The sequence below is a fragment of the Mycobacterium parascrofulaceum ATCC BAA-614 genome (assembly GCF_000164135.1).
Taxonomy (GTDB): domain Bacteria; phylum Actinomycetota; class Actinomycetes; order Mycobacteriales; family Mycobacteriaceae; genus Mycobacterium; species Mycobacterium parascrofulaceum.
The window spans coordinates 233017-252606 of record NZ_GG770554.1 but is presented as its reverse complement, the minus strand read 5'-3'; the positions used below and the strand labels follow the sequence as shown (position 1 = coordinate 252606).

21 protein-coding genes are annotated in these 19590 nt (G+C 63.9%); 9 read left to right on the top strand and 12 right to left on the bottom strand.

Translation table 11 applies throughout. The features are described from left to right. Positions 1-104: 104 nt before the first annotated feature. Entirely contained in the window at positions 105-851 is a 747-nt protein-coding gene (locus tag HMPREF0591_RS11195) for an enoyl-CoA hydratase/isomerase family protein (protein WP_007168650.1), read from the top strand. Then, the gene (locus tag HMPREF0591_RS11190) at positions 848-1276 is read left to right on the top strand and encodes a hypothetical protein (RefSeq protein ID WP_007168649.1); all 429 of its coding nucleotides are present in this window, start codon (positions 848-850) and stop codon (positions 1274-1276) included. Before HMPREF0591_RS11195 ends, HMPREF0591_RS11190 begins: the two co-directional genes overlap by 4 nt. Here the strand turns inward: HMPREF0591_RS11190 and HMPREF0591_RS11185 are convergent. Next, positions 1192-1893 carry a TetR/AcrR family transcriptional regulator gene (locus tag HMPREF0591_RS11185; protein ID WP_020821659.1) on the bottom strand — a complete coding sequence of 234 codons (702 nt, stop codon included), beginning with the start codon at positions 1891-1893 and terminating at the stop codon, positions 1192-1194. The two genes, HMPREF0591_RS11190 and HMPREF0591_RS11185, sit on opposite strands and share 85 nt — an antisense overlap. Before the next feature lie 204 nt (positions 1894-2097). Between HMPREF0591_RS11185 and HMPREF0591_RS11180 the strand changes: the two genes are divergently transcribed. After that, entirely contained in the window at positions 2098-3375 is a 1278-nt protein-coding gene (locus tag HMPREF0591_RS11180) for a cytochrome P450 (protein ID WP_007168647.1), read from the top strand. 42 nt (positions 3376-3417) lie between these two features. Here HMPREF0591_RS11180 and HMPREF0591_RS11175 read toward each other — a convergent pair whose 3' ends face one another. From HMPREF0591_RS11175 to HMPREF0591_RS11165, 3 genes are read right to left on the bottom strand one after another with little or no spacing between them, the layout of a single operon-like run. Continuing rightward, a complete protein-coding gene (locus tag HMPREF0591_RS11175) occupies positions 3418-3699 on the bottom strand; it encodes a cytochrome C oxidase subunit IV family protein (RefSeq protein WP_036455485.1) in 282 nt (93 codons plus the stop codon). Positions 3700-3706: 7 nt separating this feature from the next. Beyond that, positions 3707-4285 carry a cytochrome c oxidase subunit 3 family protein gene (locus HMPREF0591_RS11170; protein WP_007168645.1) on the bottom strand — a complete coding sequence of 193 codons (579 nt, stop codon included), beginning with the start codon at positions 4283-4285 and terminating at the stop codon, positions 3707-3709. After that, positions 4285-5109: a hypothetical protein gene (locus HMPREF0591_RS11165; protein WP_007168644.1), complete on the bottom strand. Its 825-nt coding sequence runs from the start codon at positions 5107-5109 to the stop codon at positions 4285-4287. The genes HMPREF0591_RS11170 and HMPREF0591_RS11165 overlap by 1 nt, the downstream gene beginning before the upstream one ends. Positions 5110-5408: 299 nt before the next feature. Between HMPREF0591_RS11165 and HMPREF0591_RS11160 the strand changes: the two genes are divergently transcribed. Then, positions 5409-6653 carry an IS110 family RNA-guided transposase gene (locus HMPREF0591_RS11160; protein WP_007168642.1) on the top strand — a complete coding sequence of 415 codons (1245 nt, stop codon included), beginning with the start codon at positions 5409-5411 and terminating at the stop codon, positions 6651-6653. An 11-nt stretch (positions 6654-6664) separates the two neighbouring features. Here HMPREF0591_RS11160 and HMPREF0591_RS11155 read toward each other — a convergent pair whose 3' ends face one another. Further along, the gene (locus HMPREF0591_RS11155; protein ID WP_007168641.1) at positions 6665-7444 is read right to left on the bottom strand and encodes a hypothetical protein; all 780 of its coding nucleotides are present in this window, start codon (positions 7442-7444) and stop codon (positions 6665-6667) included. A 106-nt stretch (positions 7445-7550) separates the two neighbouring features. On the opposite strand from HMPREF0591_RS11155, the gene HMPREF0591_RS11150 reads away from it, so the two are divergent. Further along, positions 7551-8144 carry a TetR/AcrR family transcriptional regulator gene (locus HMPREF0591_RS11150; RefSeq protein WP_007168640.1) on the top strand — a complete coding sequence of 198 codons (594 nt, stop codon included), beginning with the start codon at positions 7551-7553 and terminating at the stop codon, positions 8142-8144. 76 nt (positions 8145-8220) lie between these two features. Next, positions 8221-9306: an IS630 family transposase gene (locus HMPREF0591_RS11145; RefSeq protein ID WP_007168639.1), complete on the top strand. Its 1086-nt coding sequence runs from the start codon at positions 8221-8223 to the stop codon at positions 9304-9306. Here HMPREF0591_RS11145 and HMPREF0591_RS33850 read toward each other — a convergent pair. Continuing rightward, positions 9303-9668 carry a hypothetical protein gene (locus tag HMPREF0591_RS33850; RefSeq protein ID WP_036454650.1) on the bottom strand — a complete coding sequence of 122 codons (366 nt, stop codon included), beginning with the start codon at positions 9666-9668 and terminating at the stop codon, positions 9303-9305. The genes HMPREF0591_RS11145 and HMPREF0591_RS33850 overlap by 4 nt on opposite strands. Positions 9669-9725: 57 nt before the next feature. Here HMPREF0591_RS33850 and HMPREF0591_RS11135 point away from each other — a divergent pair, with 57 nt between their 5' ends. From HMPREF0591_RS11135 to HMPREF0591_RS11125, 3 genes are all read left to right on the top strand, one after another. Then, on the top strand, positions 9726-10616 hold the full coding sequence (locus tag HMPREF0591_RS11135) for a hypothetical protein (RefSeq protein ID WP_244268876.1): 891 nt from the start codon (positions 9726-9728) through the stop codon (positions 10614-10616). Between the two features lie 128 nt (positions 10617-10744). Then, positions 10745-11200, top strand: a complete 456-nt coding sequence (locus HMPREF0591_RS11130; RefSeq protein ID WP_231504830.1) for a twin-arginine translocation pathway signal — start codon at positions 10745-10747, stop codon at positions 11198-11200. A gap of 134 nt (positions 11201-11334) precedes the next feature. Continuing rightward, entirely contained in the window at positions 11335-11853 is a 519-nt protein-coding gene (locus tag HMPREF0591_RS11125; RefSeq protein ID WP_036455474.1) for an Rv2253/PknI dimerization domain-containing protein, read from the top strand. Positions 11854-11919: 66 nt separating this feature from the next. Here the strand turns inward: HMPREF0591_RS11125 and HMPREF0591_RS11120 are convergent, their stop codons facing one another. The 6 genes from HMPREF0591_RS11120 to HMPREF0591_RS11095 are packed head-to-tail and all read right to left on the bottom strand — an operon-like array spanning position 11920 to position 19585. Further along, the gene (locus tag HMPREF0591_RS11120) at positions 11920-13560 is read right to left on the bottom strand and encodes an MCE family protein (RefSeq protein ID WP_007168634.1); all 1641 of its coding nucleotides are present in this window, start codon (positions 13558-13560) and stop codon (positions 11920-11922) included. Then, positions 13560-14885, bottom strand: coding sequence for an MCE family protein (locus HMPREF0591_RS11115; protein ID WP_007168633.1), 1326 nt, complete (start codon positions 14883-14885; stop codon positions 13560-13562). The genes HMPREF0591_RS11120 and HMPREF0591_RS11115 overlap by 1 nt, the downstream gene beginning before the upstream one ends. Beyond that, positions 14882-16279, bottom strand: a complete 1398-nt coding sequence (locus HMPREF0591_RS11110; protein WP_007168632.1) for an MCE family protein — start codon at positions 16277-16279, stop codon at positions 14882-14884. The genes HMPREF0591_RS11115 and HMPREF0591_RS11110 overlap by 4 nt, the downstream gene beginning before the upstream one ends. Continuing rightward, the gene (locus HMPREF0591_RS11105; protein WP_007168631.1) at positions 16276-17358 is read right to left on the bottom strand and encodes an MCE family protein; all 1083 of its coding nucleotides are present in this window, start codon (positions 17356-17358) and stop codon (positions 16276-16278) included. Before HMPREF0591_RS11105 ends, HMPREF0591_RS11110 begins: the two co-directional genes overlap by 4 nt. Further along, complete coding sequence (locus HMPREF0591_RS11100; RefSeq protein ID WP_007168630.1) at positions 17355-18407, bottom strand: MCE family protein; 1053 nt, start codon at positions 18405-18407, stop codon at positions 17355-17357. Before HMPREF0591_RS11100 ends, HMPREF0591_RS11105 begins: the two co-directional genes overlap by 4 nt. Next, on the bottom strand, positions 18404-19585 hold the full coding sequence (locus HMPREF0591_RS11095; RefSeq protein WP_244268874.1) for an MCE family protein: 1182 nt from the start codon (positions 19583-19585) through the stop codon (positions 18404-18406). The genes HMPREF0591_RS11100 and HMPREF0591_RS11095 overlap by 4 nt, the downstream gene beginning before the upstream one ends. Positions 19586-19590: the final 5 nt, after the last annotated feature.

Genomic DNA, 19590 nt, shown 5'->3' with positions numbered 1-19590 from the left:
GATCTCGGTGACAAACTTCTGGACCTGCTGCGACGATGTTATTCTCCCCGAAAGAGAATGCCAATATCGGTGATCCGCAGTCTTTTTCACTGGAGCGATAACGCATGGTGGACCTAGAGATCGATGGCGGGCTCGCGGTGCTCACCATCGACCGCCCGCACGCGCGCAACGCAATCGCGCTGGACACCATGCAGCAGCTGGAGAAGGCGCTCGATGCGGCGGGGGGCGCCAAGACCCTCGTGATCAAGGGCGCGGGAGACCGGGCTTTCGTATCCGGCGGCGACCTCAAGGAGCTGCGCGCGCTGCGCACCGAAGAGGACGCGGCGGCGATGGCCAAGCGGATGCGGGCGATCTGCGATCAGCTTGCCAGCTTTCCGGCTCCAGTGATCGCCGCGCTGAACGGCCATGCCTTCGGCGGTGGCGCCGAAGTCGCCGTTGCTGCCGACATCCGGCTGGCGGCCGACGACATCAAGATCGCCTTCAATCAGGTGGAGCTCGCGATCATGCCGGCCTGGGGCGGCGCCGAGCGGCTGGCCGAGCTCGTCGGAAAGAGCCGGGCGCTGTTGTTGGCCGGTACCGGAACCGCCCTCACCGCCGCCGAGGCCGAGCGAGTCGGCTTGGTGGACCGGGTGTTCCCCCGCGCCTCGTTCGACGAGGGTTGGCAATCCATCGCGAGGTCGCTGGCCCGCCACCCGGCGACCGAGATAAAGCGGGCAATCAGCGGCATTTCTGCGGACGAAGCGATAGCATCCTTTGCGCGGCTGTGGGTTGCCGATGCACACTGGCGGGCCGCAGAGCGGGTCATGAACCGCACCGCCAGTCGGCGCCCGGCAGCCGAAGGAGCGACATGACAAGCACCGCGTTGAAACTGTTGGGCGCTGGCGCGGCGATCTTGATGGCGCTGACGGGCCTGCTGGTCAACACCGGGCGCGCACAGGCCGACCCGGTCTGGCATCAGGTCGTGTACATCGTATCGTCCACGAGCCCGGCCTACGTCGACATCTTCTACCAGGACCAGGACCCGACACTCTTCTCCGACTACAGCCACAACCCGTATGCCTTCACCCCGCAGGTCCACGCCGACGTCGGCCCGGATAAGCCGTGGGTTCAACCGGTGAACCTGTTGAACCCCGATCAATGGGCGATGGTCACCGTCACTACCGGCCGCGAACCCATGGCACAGGGCGGCATTCAATGCGACCTGTCGGTGGACGGCAAGGTCGTGGTCTCCAAGATCGGCCCCAAGGGCGCGCTCTGTTCGCTGCGCACCTGGTGAACCACCCAGGTGGGCGGTACCCCAGCCACGGGCTGCGGTTCGCCTTCCAGCCGGCGCAGGTAGGTCTCGACCAACTCCAGGGTTTCAGCGTGCCCGCCGGATATGCCCACCGCCTGCTCGAGGACCAGGAACCGCGACAGGCTGGTCATCAGGACCGTCCACACCACCGGCGGCACGTCCTCGCTCTCGGCGCCGTAACGCCGCAGCGCGGCGGCCACCACCCGGCGTTGCTCCTCGCGGAAGCGTTCCGCGTAGTACGCGATCTCGGCGCGCATCTCCTTGCGATGGTTGGCCAAGGCCATGAACTCCATCGAGATTCGGGTGAAGCCGGGATCGGTGCCGAATCTCCACAAGGCCCACAGCGGTTGGGGGCTTTGCAGCGCCCGCGCCTGCGCCTGCAGCCCCTCTTCGGCGCGGCGGCGGAACACCTCGAGGAAGAGCTCGTCCATGGTGCGGAAGTAGTAGTGCACCAGTTGGGGTTTCAGCCCGGCCCGGCTGGCGAGCCGCCGCGAGGTGACGGAGGCATAGCCCTCCTCGAGCATCAGCTGCTCGGCCGCGTCGAGCAGGAGGCCGCGATTCTTCGCGTCCGGCGCCCCGATCCTGCGGGCCGATGTCATCAGTTCACTCCATACTCTCGCCAAGCCCGTACCGACCACACGGATCGTATCGTGACACGCCCCAGTGACCTTGACCCCGACATTACCGCCATGCTAAGCAAGTGCTCAGCACTTCATGGATAACGGACATCTGACTGGGGCGGCGCAGAGTCTCGCCGCTGAATCAGCATTCGGCCAACGCCGGCTCTTGGAGGCACGCACGACATGACCAGCTTCGACACGATCGACTTCTTCACCGATCAATCGCTAGTGCCCGATCCGCACCCCTACTTCGACTACCTGCGCAGCCAGAACCCGGTGCTGCGGCTGCCGCACCATGGGGTCGTCGCCGTCACCGGCTACGACGAGGCGACCGAAATCTATAAGGATCCCGACACGTTCTCGAACATCGTCTGCCTCGGGGGCCCGTTTCCCCCGCTGCCATTCGAGCCCGAGGGCGACGACATCAGCCCGCAGATCGACGCCCACCGCAGCTACTTCCCGATGAACGAGCACATGGTGACCATGGATCCGCCGGAACACACCAAGGCCCGATCGGTGCTGGCCAAGCTGCTCACCCCGAGCCGGCTCAAGCAGAACGAGGAGTTCATGTGGCGCCTCGCCGACCGCCAGCTCGACGAGTTTCTGGTCAACGGCGAGTGCGAGTTCATCAGCGAGTACTCAAAGCCGTTCGCCACCTTGGTGATTGCCGACCTGCTCGGCGTCCCCGAGGAGGACCACAAGGAGTTCCGCGTGGTGTTGGGCGCCGACCGCCCCGACACACGCGTGGGCGCCCTCGACCATGAGAGCGTCGGCGTCAACCCGCTGGAATGGCTCGACGACAAGTTCTGCTCCTACATCGAGGACAGGCGGCGGGAGCCGCGCAACGACGTGCTGACCTCCCTCGCGACGGCGAAATACCCGGACGCGTCCACACCCGACGTCATCGACGTGGTCCGTTCCGCAACCTTCCTTTTCGCCGCCGGGCAGGAAACGACAGCCAAGCTGCTCAGCGCCGCGCTCCAGGTGATGGGCGACCGGCCCGACATCCAGCAACAGCTGCGCGACGACCGCAGCCTCATTCCCGGGTTCATCGAGGAATCACTTCGGATGGACAGCCCGGTCAAAAGCGACTCCCGGCTGGCCCGCAGGGCCACCACGGTCGGCGGCGTCGACATCCCCGCCGGCACCGTCGTCATGGTGTTGCCCGGCGCGGCCAACCGCGATCCACGCCGGTTCGACAACCCGCACGAGTTCGACCTCCGCCGCAAGAACGTCCGCGAGCACATGGCGTTCGCGCGCGGCGTGCACTCGTGCCCGGGCGGACCGCTGGCCCGGGTGGAGGGTCGCGTCTCCATCGAACGCATCCTGGACCTAATGGGCGACATCAAGATCAACGAGGTCAAACACGGGCCGGCCGGCGACCGGCGGTACACCTACGAGCCGACGTACATCCTGCGCGGCCTCAGCGAACTCCACCTCACGTTCACACCGAAGGGGTAAGGGCCGGCGCGGCGTACACGCCCTTGACATCGGCGTTGCGAGCTAGCGGATCATCGTTCCCACGAAGTAGCAGCTCAGCAGACTCACCGCGATGAGTATCACCCAGGCGTCCGTCAGGCGGCACAGTAAGACCGGCGCCTGCCTGACTTCCATGAACTCGCGAAAGATGATGCGCACCTTGATGACTGCGATCACGATGACGCTCGACGTGACCACCGCGCTCGGCCCGGACGACCCATCCACCGAGTGATCGATCAACAGGTAGCCCAGGGTGAGCGACGCCAGCACCAGCCACACCACCAACAGCCGTTTGTTGAACGCGATCACCTTCTCACCTCACCACGTACAGCAGCGCGAAGATGAGCACCCAGAGGAAGTCGACGGTGTGCCAATAGGTGGCGCATGTCTCGACCAGCTCCTGGGATCGCCGGGCCGGGCTTCGAAGTTGGTAGACGATGACACCGAGCACCACGAAGCCGATCAGCAGGTGCACGAAATGGATTCCGGTCAGGAAGAAGTAGTAGGTGAAGAAGTCGTTGCTGTCCAGGCCGTTTCCCATGCGAACCAACCGGGCCCACTCGAACACCTTGAAACAGAGGAACACCGCGGCGAACGCGGCCGCGAGGAAGACGTCGCGCACTGCCGCGCGGTAGGCGCCGGCCCTAGCCGACTGAACACACCGCGCCACCGACCAGGAGCTCAGCAACAGAACCAACGTGTTGAAGACCCCGATACGCAGGTCGAGCTGCGCCTGAGAGTGCAGGAAAAGCTCCGGGCTTCGGCTGCGGTAGAACAGGTAGAAGCCGAAATACCCTGTGAAGACCAGCGTTTCGAATAGGACGAAAACCCACATGTCTGGCTGGCCCGGAACGAACCTGGCGCGTGCCCTCTTCTCGGCTACCCCGGTCATCACGCGGCCACCGTTTTCCGGGAAACCTCCCGCTTGAACTCCGGGAGAGGGCCGGTACCAAAGTCCTCGCGCCGGATCATGCGAAACAACATGACGATGAAAGTGACTTGATAGACACCGAACACGACCATGTCCAGCCACCAGGCGATCTGACCGTTCCACGCCAACACGCCACGCCGGAAGATCCAGCACGGTGCCACGACGACCTCGGTGAGCGCGTTGCACAGGTTGAGATAGCCGAACCACTTGGGGAAGACCCGATTCTTGTCGAGCAAGATCGCGGCCATCCAGATCAACGAGCCGATCAGGAAAACTCCCATGGTCCCGTCGAAAGACAAGAAGGCGAAGTCGTACAGCCAACCGATCGCTTCGGGGTCTCGGTCTTCCCGCAGCGTCCCGACGATCAGCGCGATGCAGAGCAGGTACAGGCCGGGAATCGCACTGAGCGAGTAGATGACCAGATACGAATACCCGAACGCCGGACTGACCGACATTCGCCGCATCGAATACGCGATGAGGGCGTTGTTGACCGCGATCATGCCGCCGATGGCGAAGATGATGCCAAAGCCGACAGGTATCGCGAGGTGGCGTTCGTTAAACCAGTGCACCTGCGTCACTAGGTCCCAGGTGGGCTGCGGCGGTGGCTGAACCTGTGCCACGATGAAAAACATTGGGAAGAAGAGGTTGTAGAAGACGACGAGTATCCCCCAGGCCAGCCAGAGCTCGCGCTTGGGGCCGTGCCGCAGGTGCCAACCGATTCGGTGATGCAGTGGCCCCGAAGGCGGCGTAGGCGCGGACGACGACGGCGTCACCACCGCGCTCATTGGTGCACCATCCGTGTGTCGTTGATCTGTTCTGAGGGTTGACTGGCGCACGATCCGGTGTGTCGGTGATCTTGGATGGATCGTCGATGCACCCGAGGTGGCTGCTGGTTCATCGCCCTGCTCGCTCGACGCCGTTGACGTCCAGCATGAGTTCTGCGGGGGCCGGCGGTTACCCGGGGCACGCCGACCGTCGACAGGGCTAAGCGCCGTTGAGCGCCGCACGGTGAGCGAACGAGCAGTCGTGCCCCGGTATCACACGAGGGTGCCTCCCCACTGGGCTTAGCAGCGAGGAGGCTGTCATGAAGTTTGCCCGAAATACCCTGCCACCGGAACCCGTCAACGGGCTCACGTGTGGAATCAACTGGGCGCGTGATGATCACGCACTGTCGATCGTCAACGCCAGCGGCCGCGAAACCACCCGCAATGCGATCAGTCACGACGCGGCTGGACTCCGCGATATGCTCACCACGCTGGATCAAGCCGGTGCCCGTGAAGTCGCTATCGAACGCCCAGACGGCCCGGTTGTGGCCGCCCTGCTCGAGGCCGGCATCACCGTGGTGATCATCAGCCCCCATCAACTCCAGAACCTGCGCGGACGCTACGGATCGGCGGGAAACAAAGACGACCGCTTCGACGCCTTCGTCCTGGCCGACACTTTGCGCACCGACCGTGCACGGCTGCGTCCCCTGCTGCCCGATAGCCCAGCCACCGTCGCCTTGCGCCAAACCTGTCGAGGCCGCAAGGACCTCGTCGCTCACCGCGTCGCGGTCGCCAACCACCAGCTGCGCGCCCACCTGATGATCGTCTTTCCCGGCGCCGTCGGGTTGTTCGCAGAGATCGACTCGCCGATCAAACTGGCCTTCTTGAACCGCTTCGACTGCCAGGAGCGTGCCGACTGGCTGTCGGTCACCCGCTGGGCCAACTGGCTGGCCAGCGTCCGTTACAGCGGCCGCACGCACCCCCGCGAACTGCACCGCCGTCTCACCAATGCCACACGCGGCGCCACCGGCCTCAACGGAACCACCATCACCGCCGCCTACGTCGCGACCCTGACCACATTGAACGACCAGATCAAAACCCTCGACGACAGCATCGCCGAACAACTCAGCACGCACGCTGATGCCCACATCTTCACCAGCCTGCCCCGCTCGGGCACCTTCCGCGCCGCCCGCATAGTCGCGATCGGCGACTGCCACGCCCGATTCCCCACGCCCGAATCGTTGGCCTGCCTGGCAGGCGTCGCCCCTTCCACCCGCCAATCCGGAAAAGGCAAACACGTGGGATTCCGTTGGGCCGCAGACAAACAACTCCGCGACACCGTCTGCGATTTCGCCGGTGACAGCCGACGCGCCAACCCCTGGGCCGCCGACCTCTACAACCGAGCCCGAGCCCGCGGACACGACCACCCCCACGCCGTCCGCATCCTCGCCCGCGCCTGGCTCTACATCATCTGGCACTGCTGGCAAGACAACACCACCTACGACCCAGCCCACCACCGAGCCCTCCAACAACTGCTCAACCGACCACAACCCGGAGCGGCTTGACACAGGGCAACTCATGCGTCGACCAGTTCCGCGCCGCGCCTGCCGTTCTCGGCGCGTTCCTGATAGACGGCCCGGCCCAAAGCGACGCCCATCACGACGATCCAGACGGCAATGGCAACGTTCTTCACCCAGAAGGACAGGAAGCCGTTCCAGGCCAGCGGGCCGGTCAGGGTCACGCCGACGAATGCCGCGGGTATCAGCATGGCCGCCACGAGAACGTTGAAGTGGGCCACCCAGCGTTTGAAGACAGGGCGTGGCTGATCATCCAAATAGATTGCCAGGGCAAGAATCACGCTTTGCCCGATCAGGAACGGAACGAGAATCGTGAAAGTTATCCAGGCGAAGTCGTTGAGCAACTGGGTCAACTCGGGGCTGCGTTCAGTACGGAAGGCGGCCAGCAGCCAGCAGACGTTCGCGATGAGGAAAAGAGTGGGACCGCCGGCCACGCAGCCCAGCATCGCGTAGGAGAAGATCGGTGTCCGATGCGCCATCCTGCGGATCTGCAGCACGATCAGCGCCAGAATCGGCACCAGGCACACGCCGAACCAGTTGAACACGATCATGCTGTACCGGATCTCCGGGAGGTGGGCAGGATCGCGGTAGAACGCGGCGACCTGCTCGGCCGTCATGGTGGGTGACATCGGCGGATGGAAACCCGGAAACAGGACAAAGCCGGCGATCCAGATGATCAGCGTCGCCGGCAACGTCCACAGCAGGATCAGCTCACCATCGATGCGCCGCAACGCGTTTCGCGGAACGTCCGGAGTTTGGTTGGCGCCGATGTCGGTCATCGGTGACTCCTTCCAGCGCGCCAGGTCGTCTGGCTGCGCTCGGCTAGTCAGGAAAACTAGCCGATCGGCTATCCGCGGTCAATAGCCGATCGGCTACGCTTCCGGTGTGGTATCCCCGCAGACCAGGAGCCGGTTTCGGTTCATCACGCGCAGTCCCGCGCAGACGCGCATCCTCGACGCCGCGCTGCAGCTCATCGGCGAGCACGGCGTGGGTGGAACCTCGCTGCAGATGATCGCCGACGCCATCGGGGTCACCAAGGCCGCCGTCTACCACCAGTTCAAGACCAAGGAGCAAATCATTATCGCGCTCACGGAGCGCGAGCTCGGGGGTCTCGAGGAGGCGCTGGAGGCCGCGGAGGCGGATCACCACCGAAGCAGGGCGCGGGAAGTGCTGCTCGACCGGGTCATCGACGTCGCCGTCGAGCGCCGCGGGGCCGCAAGCACGCTGCAGTTCGATCCCGTGATCGTACGGTTGCTGGCCGAGCACGAACCGTTCCAGCATTTCATCCAGCGGCTCTACCGCGTGCTCCTCGACAACGCCGCCGAGGACGCGCGAGTCTCGGCGGCGATGCTGTCGGGCGCCATCGCAGTTGGTGTCCTACATCCCTTGGTCGCCGACGTCAGCGACGGTAACTTGCGTTCTCAGCTTAGGCGTACGATCCGCCGACTCATCGCGACCGAGTCGGACGATACGGCGTGAAGGCGCCGATGCGGACCTTAGAAGCCGCTTCTAGTGTCGTGAGTCGTTAATTCGGTTCCTCTTGTTAGTATGGGTAATGCCGTCTCCGCATGCTGCCAGGATCGTGTTGACCGGTGACGAACGTGTCGAACTGGAGGGCTGGGCGCGTCGGCGCAACAGCGCGGCCGGCTTGGCCCAGCGTGCGCGGATCGTGCTCGCGTGTGCCGATGGCGGCAGCAATGTCGAGGTGGCCGATCGGCTGGAGTTGACTCGCGGCACGATTCGTAAGTGGCGCAGCAGATTCGCCGAGAAGCGCTGCGACGGACTGCTCGACGAGCCGCGGCCGGGCCGGCCGCGAGTGGTCGGCGACGAACAGATCGAAGCGTTGATCACCGCGACGTTGGAGACCACGCCACCGGATGCCACGCAGTGGTCGACGCGGTCGATGGCCGAGCACCTGGGACTGAGTCAGTCGATGGTCTCCCGTGTTTGGCGGGCGTTCGGATTGGCTCCCCACAAACAGGATTCGTGGAAGCTATCCAAGGATCCGCTGTTCGTGGCCAAGGTCCGTGACCTCGTCGGGCTCTACCTGAACCCGCCGGAGCGCGCGATGGTCCTGTGTGTGGATGAGAAAACTCAGATCCAGGCGCTCAACCGCACCGCGCCGGTGTTCCCGATGCTGCCCGGCACACCCGCGCAGGCCACCCACGACTACGTCCGCCACGGCACCTCCAGTCTCTACGCCGCGCTCGATCTGGCCACCGGCAAGGTGATCGGGTCACTGCACTCGCGTCACCGCGCGCAGGAGTTCCTGGCGTTCCTCAAGAAAATCGACGCAGAAGTACCCAACGATCTGGACTGCCACGTCGTGCTCGACAACGCCTCCACCCACAAGACGCCGGCGGTGCAACGCTGGCTGACCAACCATCCTCGGTTCGTCCTGCACTTCACCCCGACCAGCTCATCGTGGTTGAACCTCGTCGAACGCTGGTTCGCCGAACTGACCACCAAGAAACTGCGCCGCAGCACCCACACCTCGGTGCCACAACTCAACGCCGACATCCGTGCCTGGATCGACACCTGGAACGACAACCCCAAGCCCTACGTCTGGACGAAGACCGCCGACCAGATCCTGGAGTCCGTCGCCAATTACTGCATACGAATTAACGACCCAGGACACTAGGTGTCGCCACGCACCCAGCGAGAGTGACCGTTCTGCGCTACGCAGGCCAGGAACAGACCGTCGGGCGCCTGCGCGACATAGTATTCCGGCCACTGGGCGCAACTGGAATTCTCCTCTTTGACTCCAGCCATTGGCGGAGACCGGAACCACCTGGGCTCAAACCGTCGCGGTGAACCGCAGAACATCAGTCGTCCGGGCTGGGTGGCGAAAGAGACGTCGTAGTCGGCGGTCCCGAAAACGTAGTAGGTGGTGTTGTCGCAGTTGGCGCCCAGAACCATGTGCGGGGTGATACCGGGAGTACAGTCTGGGTAGTCGCAAACAGTCGGACCCGCGCCTGCCTGCGGCGCTGTCAACAGACTCATCCCGAGCAACGCGGCCAGTGCTACCGCGACGAATCGCACTGCATTACTCTCTCACAATTGAGAGTAAAACTCTCGTGTTCTGAGAAGATGGGTTTCAGCATGGCGGGCCCGCTGCTGGGAGGTGACATGCCATCGCGTGAGCGTATGCCTGAGGCGCTTGATGCCGATGGGGGCGATGGCCCTTCGCCTGCGTGCGGCGAAGCCACGAGTTCCGGACCGCCGATTTCGGTTGCGCAAGCAGAGGAAGCTGCCGCCCTGGCTGAAGCGCGGGCATACGAGGTCCGCGTCCGCGCCAGACGGCTGAGCGAAAAAGCCGGTGTCCTAGCTGGGAATGAGGAAGCTGTCCACATGGCGGACGGCGGAGACATCGAGGATGCGGCGGTCGATGGCAGCCTCAGCGAGGAACGGTCCGCAGCGGCAGGCTTGCCTCGGTCCCGATTGCTGCCGCGGCGGTGGCTGCGCCGCCCAGGACGGATGACTCTGGCTCTGGGTGCGGCGGTGGTACTCATGTGTATTGCGCTTGGAGCGAGCGGCTATGTGGTGCAATATCATCGCACCGCGGTCGCGCAGCGACAGCGCGCTGCAGAGTTCGTGGCTGCAGCGCGGCAGGATGTCGTATTCCTGATGTCGATTGATGCAGGCAGGGCCCGGGACGATGTGCAGCGCATCATCGACGACGCCACGGGCCCTCTCAAGGCCGGGTTGCTGCTCGAGGCAGAAGACCTCGTCAAGGCGGTCGAGCAGTCCAGGGTCAGCACAAAGGTGGACGTGAAAGCTGTGGCCGTCGAGTCGATGACGGATGACTCGGCGACTGTCCTGGTCGCGGCGAAAGCTGAGGTGGTAAATCCCGACAAGAGCAAACCGCCGCCGCGGTCGTGGCGAGTGATTGCGACCATCCAGCGCGACGGCGATCGGTTCAAGCTCTCGAGAGCCGACCTCTTGCCGTGACAGTCCACCATGCAAAGATCGACGACGAAGCAACGCGACCCGACGCGTTACCGGCACCTCGTCGCCTGATCAGCTCGTTCGGACACTGGATTCGGCGTTGCCTGAGCAGGTGGCGTTCAATTGTGTTGATGCTCTTACTGATATCGACGATAGGGTCCGCTGCCGGCTTATTCTACTTTCAGTACCGCCCAGACCGGCAAACCGACAAGGCGGCTGCGCACGAGGCCATCAGGGCAGCTTCGGACGGTGCGGTTGCGCTCCTGTCGTATTCGCCCGACAACCTGACGCGCGATTTCGAAAACGCCAAGTGGCGTCTCACAGACAATTACCAGTCCTACTACAACCAGTTCACCGCGAAAATCGTGGCGCCGGCGGCACAGCGGGGACAAATCACGACGACTACCCGCGTGATCCGAGCCGCCGTGTCGAAGCTCCAACAAAGTTCGGCCATTGTGCTGATGTTCATCGAACAAAAGACATCAAGCACAGAAAAGCCCGGGCCGCTGAAAACGACGAACAGCGTTCGGGTAACGCTGTTAAAGGTTAAAGGTCGCTGGCTAATTGACAAGTTCGATAGTTTATGAAATTTCGCTTCTCGTGCAATCGCTGGAACCGTCGCATGACCGTCGGGACGGTGCTACTGTCTCACCTGAGATTTCGCTGCGGAGAACCGCACAATAGGCATGGCCGAAAACTCAAGCGCGTCGAGGAGCACATGATGCGTTCAAGGGGCACAACCGCAAGCGCGACACTCTTGACTGCCTTGGTGATTGGCAGTTCAGTTACCGTGCCATCGGCTGGGGCGTCCACCGAGGGAATTGCCATCAATGGAACCTACCGCGCCACGTCGGTCGGACAGTGGGCAAAGACCAACCAAGCGTTTCACGACGAGCCGACCGTAACATCCACCTGGACTATCACCTCGACGTGCACGGATGTTCAGGAGTGCGAAGGCCAGGTGACGAGCGACCAGGGCTGGAGCGCACGAATGTATATGCTGGACGGCGAAATGTGGTGGGTCAAACGCGAGCTGCCCAACTGGGAGACGTGCCCCGACGGCAGCTCCTACCCGGGACAGCAGACGTACTCGTTCTTTCCTGTGGACTCGAACGGCGGTTTCGAACTTGGGTCGCCAACGCTGGCCGGCAAGGATAAGACGATCGGGCCCAGCGGCGCCTGCCGCGTCAACAAGTGGCTCGTGGTCGAGATGCCGTTCCGGCTCGACAAGCTAACGTAACCAGTCTCCTTGTCTAGCAACCACGGACCGGTGTCCAGCAACGCCGCCGTAGAGCGCCCATCGGCCTCACGTGGGAAGCATGTCCTGCCATTTTTTCGGTGCCGACGGCTTGACGAGGTCCGACTGCCGGTATAGTCGGCCGTCCGCACCGACATATCGACCGGTACGCGGATCGTATTGGGCGATGGCCACCGATGGATGGGATCCAGACGCGTTGCCACCGAACGCACTTGGAGCCGCCTGCGGGCGCGTGCTTCCGGGCCCGGGCGGGGGCGGTGACGCACCATCCGGGACGTCGGCCGGCGCGATGGGAGGAACCCCCACCGGCACTGCCGGTGGCGGTGCCGGCGCTCCCGGCGGCGTTGGTGGTGTTCCCCGCGGCCCAGGCGATCCCGGCGGCAGCGGCGTCCCCTCCACCGGTCCGAAGATTCGGTCGCGGGACCAATTGACCCGGTCATCGGGCGCGATGCCCTGGGCGACCAGGCTCGGGTCCAGCGGATAGGTGCCGAAAGCATGCTGCCGCAGCGCCAGCGGTTCGTAGGGCTTGTCGCTGTCGCAGATCTCAACCGTCGGCGCCCGCTTACCCGGATGTTCTATGCACGGGTAGTTGCGCGCGCCGCGAACGGCGATCGGTGAATCCTGGGGCAGCTTGCAGTACAGGCCGTCCGGGGTGTCGGCGATGGTGAGGTCGGCCGGAGAACGCCATTCGCTGGGCGGCAGGAACCCGACCGTGCATCCCGGCGGATCATCGACGACGACGGCGAAATCACCCTTGGCGTACCCGATCGGGCTTTTCGGGGCGGTGAAGGATGCGATTGCGGCAACAAACGGCGGCAGCAAGACCAGTATTTGCTCGAGTGAGGGGTGATAGGTCACCAAGATCTGGCCGACTGTGGTGAGGTTGGCAAGCAGCACCGGCAACGTCGGTTTGAACTGGTCGAGCAGCCGGGACGCCTCGTCCGCTGCGCCAGGCCCGGTTTCCAGCAGGCTACGCACCTGTGGGTCGTTGGTCACCACCTGCCCGGTGAATCCGGCCAAGCTGCGCGCCCACAGCCGGATGGCGTCAGTGGTCTGCGCCTGCGAGTCCAGAAGCGGCACCGTGTCGTCGGTCAGCGTTCGCGCGCGATCGGCGACGGCGTTGAGGTCACCGGAGATCCGGGCCGACGAGTCCACCAGTGATTGGAAGTCGTAGCCAGCTCCGTTGAATGCCTTGAACGACTCGTCGAGCAATGCCCCGAGCTTGCCTTTGGGGATGCTGTTGACCAATGCGCTGGTCTTGTCGAGCAACGGGCCGATCGGTTGCGGAATTGTGGCGTCGCCCGCGGCGATGACCGAGCCGTCGTGCAAGTAGGGGGGCGAATCGGTCCGTGGCCGCAGGTCTACGTAATACTCGCCCACCGCGGAAATGCTGCGCACCTCCGCCTGGAGATCCGCCGGGATCTTCGGCGACGACCCGAGGGAAAGCGTCGCTGTTGCTCCGCGCGGGGTCAGTGCGACCGCGGTGACCTTGCCGACCTGCACGCCGCGGTAGGTGACGTTGCTGAACCGGTAGAGGCCGCCACCAGCGGGCAGGTCCAACGTGACCGTCATGCGTCCTACACCCAACAGCACTGGCGCCTGCAGGTACGCGAAGGCCATTACGATCACGCCAACAACCCCCACGATGGTGAAGATCGCCAGCTGAATACGGACGAACCGGGTCAGCATCAGCCACTCCCATCCATGGCCGGCGGCCCGGGCGCCGGTTCCGGTGGGCCCGGCGGCGCACCCGGTCCCGGCGGCAGCGGAGGCACCGGTCGCTGCGGGATCGGCGGCGGCAGCGGGGCGCCGGGCGGCGGTAGTGGAAACTGCACGCCGTATGACGGCTGGGGCCCAGCGATGGGCGTGAGCGGAGAACCGGCCGGCGGCGGCACGGGCCCGGGCGCTCCAGGATGAAGCGGATCGGGCGTGTATTGGTACTGCAGATAATACGGGTCCCCGGGGGCCGGCACTTCCTCTGCACCCAACCGTCCCCAGTGGGTGCCCAGTAGCAAGCTCTTGCGGAGCTTCGCGTTCGTAAAGTCGATAACGGCGAACATGTTGATGTAGTCGCCCCTGATGGCGCGGTCGACGAAGTTCTGCGTGTACGGGAAGAGGGTCGCGTACGCGATGGCCGCATCCAGATCCGGCCCGACGTCCGCGAGCGCGCCGATCGTCGGCTCGAGATTCTGCAGATTCTTCACCAGGTCGCCTCCCGCGTCGTTGACCAGGCGGGCGGCAGTGTCGCTGAATACGCGCAGCTTGTCGAGAGCGGTCACGATGCGCGGCCTCTCGCTGATCAGCACGTCGAGTGCGGGCGGAATCTTGCGCAGCGCCTGCGTGATGGCGTCGCGTTGTCCGGCAAACGTGCCGGCCAGCCGGTTCAATGCCTGTAACGACGCGACGAGGTCGTCGCGCTGCTGGTCGAACGTGCGAACGAACTTGTCGAGGCGAACCAGTACGTCACGAACAGCGCCTCCCCGCCCCGACAGGGCGGCGTTGAAGTTGTGGATGATGTCACTGATCTGCCCCAGGCCGCCGGAATTGATGACGACGGACAGCGATGAGAGCGTCTGCTCCGTCGACGGATACGTCGACGCGCGGTTCAGCGGGATGCTGGCTCCCGGTTGCAGCCGTCCGCGACCCGGCTGGCCGGGAGGCGGATTGAGTTCCATATGCATGGAACCCAGCAGGCTGGTCTGGCCGACGCTCGCCACGACATTCGCGGGCACCACGACATCGGGGTTGACCGAGATCTCGACATCGGCATGCCAGCCCCGCACCGTCATCTTGCTGATGCTGCCGACGATGACATCGTCGATCATTACCGGCGAATTCGATTCCAGCGTGCCGACATTCGCAATCTCGACATGGTAGGTGTTTGCACCCGGCCCGCGTCCGACCGCGCCGGGCAGGGGCAGTGAGTTCAGGCCGTTGAACGCGCACCCGGTCACGGCCAGCATGACGACCGAACAGAGCGCGAACATCCGCCGCGCCGGCCCTCGGCCGATCATGGTTGTGCCCCTTCCGCCGGAAGGAGGCCCGGCACGGGAGGCGCCGGCTCCGCCGGTCTCGTTGGCGCTGGCGGCTCCGGCATTGCCGCTCCCGGGATCCGGGCTGGCGGGGGTGGCGGTGGAGGCGCCTCCGGGGTATCGCCGGGCAGACCCGTATACGCTGATACCGCCGGTGGCAGCTCGGGCGGACCGGGCTTCGGGCCGGCGCCGCCGGGGGCCAGACGCGCCTCGGTGTAGACGATGTTCTGCGGGTCCGCCGACGCCGCCATGATTGGGTTGAGGGGGATCGGCAGGTAGTTGAAGTTGAACAACAGCAACGGGTTGGCCACCCGCAGCCCGGGGCCGAGAAACAGACCGCACAGCTTGCCCGACTCGGTCGCGGTGACGTTCTCGATCGCTCCGATTGACGAACAGTAGAGGTTTATGGGATTAGCCAGATTCGACAGCGTAAATCCGCCTCGGATGGTTCCCGTGTCGGGTTCGTAGTCGTTGTAGCCGTTCGCGATAGCGTTCGGCGTGACGTGCAGGACGTTTTTCAACGCCATTTTGTTATCCACCAGAATCTGGGTGAGGTCGGCCAACCGCGCAACCTGCTCGGAGGTCTGGTCACGGGTTTCCCCGATGAACCGCTGTACCTCGGGGAGCGCCGACGACAGATTCGTCAGCGCCGCGTCCAAATCGGATCTGCTGTCGTCGAGCACGCTGCTCAGCGTGGCCAGCCGGTTGTTGAACTGCACGAGTTGTTGGTTGCTGTCGCGGAGCGCGGTGACGAAGGTCTGCAGATTCTTGATGATGTCGACGATGTTGCCGCTGTGGTCGGCTAGGATCCGCCCCACGCCGGAGAGTTGAGCCAGCGTCTGGCGCAGCTTGTCGCCGTTGCCGCCCAGCGCGTTGGCGGCACTGTCGATGAAGCGCCCGACCGAGCTGCTCGACACCTGGCTGTTGGGTCCCAAATCGGTTGCCAGCCGCATCAATTGGTCCTTCACCTCGTCCCACTCGACCGGTACCGCGGTCCGTTCCACGGGAATTATGGCGCCGTCGCGCATGGTGGCGCCGCTGGACCGGTAGGCCGGGGTGAGCTGAACGTAGCGGGCAGCGACCAAATTCTGAGCGACGATCACGGCTTTGGCGTCCGCGGGAATGGGCACGCCGTGGTCGACGTGCATGGTTATCCTGGCCCGGGTACCTTCCGGGTGGATGGCCGAGATGCTGCCCACCTTGATGCCGGAGACCCGTACGTCGTCGCCCGGATAGATCGCGGTGGCAGTCGTGAAGTATGCGGTGATCGTCTTTGGACGGAAGAACGTATTGCGAATCGCCACCCCGGCGCCGATGACGGTAAGCGCCGCCAACAAGACAGCCAGCCAGACCTTGAGCCTGTTGCGCGAGATCATCGCGAGCCTCCCGGGATGCCGTTATACGGCCACGGGAACAGCGCTCGCGGCCCGGCGGTGTCCGGTGGATACCCCGGTGTGCCGTAAGCTTTGAATCCCCAGAAATAGTCGAAGAACGGCTGGAAGAGCTCGAATAACAGCAAATTGGGTACGAACGCGGTGTAGTAGAACCCCTCCGACACGGTTTCGGCCTGCGTGAGCTGATACTTCGCCAGGCCCGGCAACGCCTTGGCGAGGTTGTCACGGTTCTTCTCCAACATCGCGGTCACCGCATTGAGCTTCTGCAGCGTGGGCGCCAACTTCTGCTCGTTGTCGTGCACGACTCCCCTCAACTGCGTGGCCACCGCCGAGGTATTGGCCAGCAGTTGGGCGATCTCCTGGCGCCGAGCCACCAGGACCCCGAGGAGATCGTTGGCGTTCAGGATGAGCGTGTTGAGCTGTTCGCTGCGTTGCGAAAGGATGCCGGTGATGTCACCGGCTCCCTTGAGCAACTCCCCGAGTGCCTTGTTGCGGCCGTTGAGGGCTTGCGATAGGCGGGTCACCCCGTCGAATGCCGGTCCCAACTGCGGGGCGATCTGGTCGAGCGTGGCGGACAGGGTGTCGAGTGATTGGTTCAGCGTTGCGGTATCTGTTCCGGCGACGTTGGTGGCCAGGTCGCTGATCGCCTCACTCAACGAATACGGCGAGGAGGTGCGGGAAATCGGGATGACGTCTCGAGGATGCATCGTGCCGCTGCCGGTTGATTCCAGGGCGAGGACACGCTGGCCCAGTAGGGAACCTGTTCTGATGTGCGCAGTGCTGTACGAACCGAGCTGAACCGTCCCTTTGACGTTGAAGGTCACCAACGCGTCGCCGTGGTGCAGGGCCACTTTCGAAACAGACCCGACCTTCACCCCGGAAACAATCACGTCGTTACCGGCGACCAGGCCGCCCGCCTCGCTGAATACTGCGTCATACCTGACCATGGTCGCCCGCTGTATCAATTGCTCGGGATTTAGTCCGACGGCGATGACGAGCACCACCAGGACGGCGCCGATAAACCCGGCGCGGATGAGGCCTGCTCCGCGGTACTTATTCATCGGGTTGCGCGCACCTCCTCTTCGGTGGGCTCCGCGCACCTTCCTGCTTCTTGTTTCATAATGGGAACCACAACGGTCCGGTACTGGAGATCCGAGACACGCATGCTTAATTCACACAGGTAATAGGGAATCCAGCTGCCGGATGCGCCGAGCCGGTTCAGCTTGCGGTAATTTGCGGGCGCCCGCTGTAACGCAACATCGATTCGGTCCTTGTCCTGATCCAGCAGCGGAGCCAACCGATTCAACTGGTCCACCGTGCCGGCCAGCGGCCGCCGCGCGTTGGACAGCAGATCCGCCAGCGAGGCCGTGCCCTTGTCAAGGGAGTCGATAGCGGCGCCGATCGTGTTGCGGTCTTGCGAAAACCCGCTGATTAGCCGCTGCAGACGATCCAGTGCACCGGAGAACTTGTCACCGTCGTCGGCGAGCGTGCCCACTACAGTCTTGAGGTTGTCGATCAGTTGCTGCACGGTTTGGTTGTTGTCGGCCAGGGTATTTGAGAACGACGACGTCTCCGACAGCAGCGACTGCAACGTGCCGCCCTCGCCTTGAAAGATTTGCACCAGCGCCGTGGTGAGCTCGTTGACGTCGTGCGGGTTGAGGCCCGTGATGACGGGTTTGAGTCCACCGAGCAGCAGATCGAGGTCGAGCGCTGGTGCGGTGCGGTCTATCGGGATCTCCGCGCCGGCCTGCAGAACCTTGGTGGAACCGGGACCGTCGACGAGTTCGAGGTAGCGATCGCCAACCAGGTTGAGGTATCGGACCACGGCACGGGTTCCAGTGGTTAGCACGACATTGCGATCGGTGTCGAACTTCACGAGGACTTTTTTGTCGGAGCGCAGCGCGACGCTGTTCACCGTACCTACGCGGATTCCCGCGACCCGCACTGTTTCCCCGGGCTTGAGGCGCGAGGCATCGGTGAAGAGCGCCGAATACCCGTTTGTCGAACCGGTCCGGTATTGGCCGAAAATGAAGAACAAGAACACGGTCAGCAGAATCATCACGGCGGCGAACGCCCCGAATTTGACGATCATCGCGCGTGACCCGGTCATCCGGGCTGCCCAATCTGCATAGAATTGCGCGGCGGCCCGTCTAGGGGCCCGTATAGCAGCTGTTTGAGCGCGTCGGAGTTGAGCAGAAGCTGTTGGTTCCCGTACTGCCAGGGGTTGGCACCGATGTCAGCGACCACGAACGGTGGGGCCACATCGACCGGCATGTTCGGAAGGTCGTGGCACTGCGGCCCGCCGGTCGCTGCCACCTTGGGCAGGTTGACCGGGTACCTGTAACGTTCGGCGCCGAACTCGAGACCGACATCTACGGTCGCACCGGGGTCCGGCGCCGCCGGGCCATGCAAATTTCCGGCCATCCCACCCAGGCCGCACCACAGGGCTTGGTGGTATTCGTTGAGCAGATCGGTGGTCGGCACCGCCACGTGCAGAGCATCGGTCAATGCCTGCCGGTTGCCACCCACCACCTCGTTGCCGATATCGGCCAGACCGATTGTGCTGATCAGAAGTGCATCCAAGTTTCGTCGCTCGTCCACGATCGTCTGACTGATCCGGGTCGCATTCTGGGCCGTCCTGACTAGATCGGGTGCCGCGTCGGCATAGGCGTTGGCCACCTCAGGTAATACCGCGAGATCGTGGCGTAACGCCGGGAGGCTCGGATCCTGGGTGGCCAGAAAGTCATCCAGGTCGGACAGCATCTGCCCGATCTTCTGGCCGCGACCGTTGACCGCCGATGCGATCGCGCCCAGCGTCTCGTTGAGTTTGGCGGGATCGATCCTTGACAATACCGATGTCAGCTCCTCGAAAACCGAGTTGATTTCCACCGTCACATGTTCGGCCTCGAGTACCTGACCGGAGCGCAGAGGTCGCGGAGAGGGTTCGGCGGGCGGTACCAGCTCGACGAACTTGGCGCCGAAAACCGTCGTAGATGCGATGTCGACGAGCACATTGGCCGGAATCAAATGCATTTGCGACGGTTGCATCGCGAGGTGCAGAACGGCTTGACCATTAGGCCGCACGTCGGTCGAAGCGACCTTTCCCACCTCCACTCCGCGCATCTTTACTTTCGCGTCCGGGTTCATCACCAAGCCGGCCCGCGGCGACACCACAGTCACCGGCACGGTTTTGGTGAAGTCGCCTTGAAAAAGGCCTATTGCGATGGCAACGATCAGGCCGACGAAGGCGATGGTGGCCAAACCCGCCAAGGGGCGCGTGTAAGACACCGCCC